Source organism: Mesorhizobium sp. M7A.F.Ca.US.014.04.1.1, assembly GCF_003998745.1.
Classification (GTDB): Bacteria; Pseudomonadota; Alphaproteobacteria; order Rhizobiales; family Rhizobiaceae; genus Mesorhizobium; species Mesorhizobium ciceri.
In genome coordinates, this window is the sequence record NZ_RZRW01000751.1 from 1 (window position 1) to 2349 (window position 2349).

Below are 2349 nucleotides of genomic sequence, written 5' to 3' on the forward strand. Positions count from 1 at the left end.
AGGCAGGCCCAGGCCATCCCCGTATCGAGGTCGATCTCCCCGTCGGAAAAGACGCGCAACTGTCCGGTCTCGACATTGGTCGCCGAGATGAACAGTTCCATCGACTTGCAGGCGCGGACGTTCTCGAAATCGATCTCCTGCTGCACCACGTCGCGCAGCGGATTGAGGCCGAGTGGGTTGGCGACATAGGGCGAGAACACCCGCGACATGGTATCGAAGAAGAGATAGCCGGGCGTGTTCTCGATCGACCAGTTGCCCCAGGCGACGTCCCACGGCATGCGCTGCACCGGGCTGAACCGCCCCTTGGCCGCCACCGCGCGCCAGAAATCGTCAAGTTTTTGCCGCGCGCCTTCGACTCCGCCGCGCACATATCCGTCGGCCAGCGCCACCGCGTTCATGGCGCCGGCGCTGGTGCCGGACACTGCTGATATCTCCAGCCGTCCGTCCTCCAGCAGCCGGTCGAGCACACCCCAGGAAAAGGCCCCGTGCGAGCCGCCGCCCTGAAGCGCTACGTTGATCTTCTTCGTCTCCTCCGCCTTGCCGTTCTTGGTCATGGCGTCGTCCTTGATCTATCCCTTTGGGTGGATGAGAGAGTTTTGCGCCTCACGCGGCGGTCCAGCCGCCGTCGACCGACAGTTGCGTGCCGTTGACCTGCGCCGCCGCGTCCGAGCACAGGAACACCGCCGCTGCCGCGATCTGCTCCACCGTGACGAATTCCTTGGTCGGCTGCTTGTCCAGCATGACCTCACGGATGACGGTCTCGCGGTCCATCTGATGGGCTTTCATCTGGGCGGGGATCTGCGCCTCGACCAGCGGCGTCAGCACATAGCCGGGGCAGATGGCGTTGCAGGTGATTTTTTCGCGCGCCAGTTCGAGCGCAACGGTTTTGGTCAATCCCATGATGCCGTGCTTGGCCGAGACATAGGCCGATTTGAACGGCGACGCGACCAGGCCATGCGCCGAGGCGATGTTGACGATCCGGCCGCCGCCGGCCTTTTTCATCAGCGGGATGGCGGCCGCGATGGTGTGGAACGCCGACGACAGGTTGATGGCAATGATGGCGTCCCATTTCTCGATCGGGAACTCTTCCACCGGCGCGACATGCTGGATGCCTGCATTGTTGACGAGAATATCGACCGAACCGAATGTCTCGGCCGCCTTGGCGATCAGCGCCCGGCATTCGGCCGGCTTCGACATGTCGGCCTTGATATAGGCCGTCTTCGCCTTGTGCTGTCTGGCGATCGCGTCAGCGATGGCGTGGTCGGCAGCCGTGTCGGAGAAGGAGTTGACGACGACATTATGGCCTTCGGCCGCCAACGCCTGGGCGATGGCCAGGCCAATGCCCGATGTGGAGCCGGTGATGACTGCGTGTTTTCTGGCGGCCAAGGTCGAAATCCTCTGGTTGCGGCAAGAGCGATCTTATGTTGCAGTGCAGCATATATGCTCAATGCGACGCAATAACAGCGGCCAGAATTTTTCGACGAGATGAAATTTTCGTCATGAGCGGCCACACGGCCGCTCACCAGGAGGATCCTGATCGGATCGGAGTCGCTCGCCAGGCGCCGAAAGAACCTCAGGCGACCAGGTCCGGCACCGGCCCGACATAGCGCGACTGCGGTCGGATCAGCCGTCCAGTCGTCTGCTGTTCACGCGCATGCGCGATCCAGCCGGCCACGCGCCCGGCGGCAAAGACATTGCTGAAAGCTTGCGGCGGAAAGCCCGCCGCTTGCAGCACCAGCGCGGTGTAGAACTCGACATTGGTCTGCAGCGAACGCTGCGGCTTGGCGATCCTAAGCACCTCGAGCGCCGTTTGCTCGACGGTCTCCGCAAAGGCCAGCCGGCGACCGGTTTCGCCCTCGCCGCCGAGTTGCCGCACGACGGCCTTCAGCACATCGGCGCGCGGATCGCGCACACGGTAGATGCGATGGCCGAACCCCATGATGCGCCTGCCCTGCGCGATCTCGTTGCGCAGCCAGCCGGCGGCATCGCCATGCGCCTGGATCGCATCCAGCATCTCGATGACGGGGCCAGGCGCGCCACCATGCAGCGGCCCTTTGAGCGCGCCAAGCCCGGCCAGCACAGAGGATGTCAGGCCGGCCTGCGTGGAGGCGACCACGCGCGTCGCAAAGGTCGATGCGTTGAGGCCGTGGTCGCAGACGGTCACCAGATAGGTGTCGAGCGCTTTTGTGAGCGCCGGCGAGGCGACGCGGCCGCCCAGCATCCTCAGCATGTCGGCGGCATGATCGGTGCGGCTGTCCGGCGCGATCGGCTGCTCGCCGCGCCGCAGGCGCAGCAGCGCCGGCGTCAGCACGGCGGGCGCCGCGATCCGCAGCCAAGCGCCGGTCAAGG

The 2349-nt window shown here is 64.9% G+C and carries 3 protein-coding genes; all 3 read right to left on the minus strand.

Features of this window, described 5'->3' with window-relative positions:
* On the minus strand, window positions 1-554 hold a 554-nt coding region (locus EOA22_RS30975; protein ID WP_164756082.1), incomplete at its 3' end, for a patatin-like phospholipase family protein.
* Window positions 555-603: 49 nt separating this feature from the next.
* Window positions 604-1395: a 3-hydroxybutyrate dehydrogenase gene (locus tag EOA22_RS30980; RefSeq protein ID WP_063169183.1), complete on the minus strand. Its 792-nt coding sequence runs from the start codon at window positions 1393-1395 to the stop codon at window positions 604-606.
* A gap of 178 nt (window positions 1396-1573) precedes the next feature.
* Window positions 1574-2349: citrate synthase (locus EOA22_RS30985; protein WP_127390484.1), on the minus strand; the 776-nt coding region annotated here is incomplete at its 5' end.